1 protein-coding gene is annotated in these 577 nt (G+C 31.5%); it reads left to right on the top strand.

All coding sequences use genetic code 11. The features are described 5' to 3' along the window. The coding region (locus C9E89_RS23130) for a calcium-binding protein (RefSeq protein ID WP_322887912.1) at window positions 1–577 on the top strand (577 nt) is incomplete at both ends.

Below are 577 nucleotides of genomic sequence, written 5' to 3' on the forward strand. Positions count from 1 at the left end.
CTTTGAATGCACAAGGTGGAAGTACCTCAGCGTTAAGAGGGGGGGCTGGAAATGATACCTATATTTTTGATAGAAGTGATGTTTATGAAAATAGTAATCAATTAATTACTATTGATGATTCTAAGTCAGATATTGAAAATAATGTCTTGATCTTAAAAGGTTATAATGAGAGTGAGGTTGTTTTAAAGCAAGCAGGCAGTACATTAGAAATATATTTATCTGATTATATAAATCCAATCCACATAGAGAATCAATTATCTGATTTGAGTATTTATCAAAATTATGGAATAAGTTCTATACAATTTGACGATGGTACGATTTGGGATCGTGAAACTATTCTCAATAAGGTGAATGAAATACAACCTCAACCTACTCAGTTCTCTTTATATACAGATTCTTTGATAGATGTTCTTATTTCAACTGAAGTTAAACCACTATTTTCTGCAGAAAGTGCTGCTAAACAAGCAAGTCTTAGCACAATTTCAATGTTTTTAGAAGAAACTACATACAATGATATTGATTTAAATAAACTGCTTGGCAGTGCAACTGATAGGCATCATGTTGTAAATGATAGCCC

The sequence above is a fragment of the Acinetobacter sichuanensis genome (genome assembly GCF_003024515.2).
GTDB lineage: Bacteria > Pseudomonadota > Gammaproteobacteria > Pseudomonadales > Moraxellaceae > Acinetobacter > Acinetobacter sichuanensis.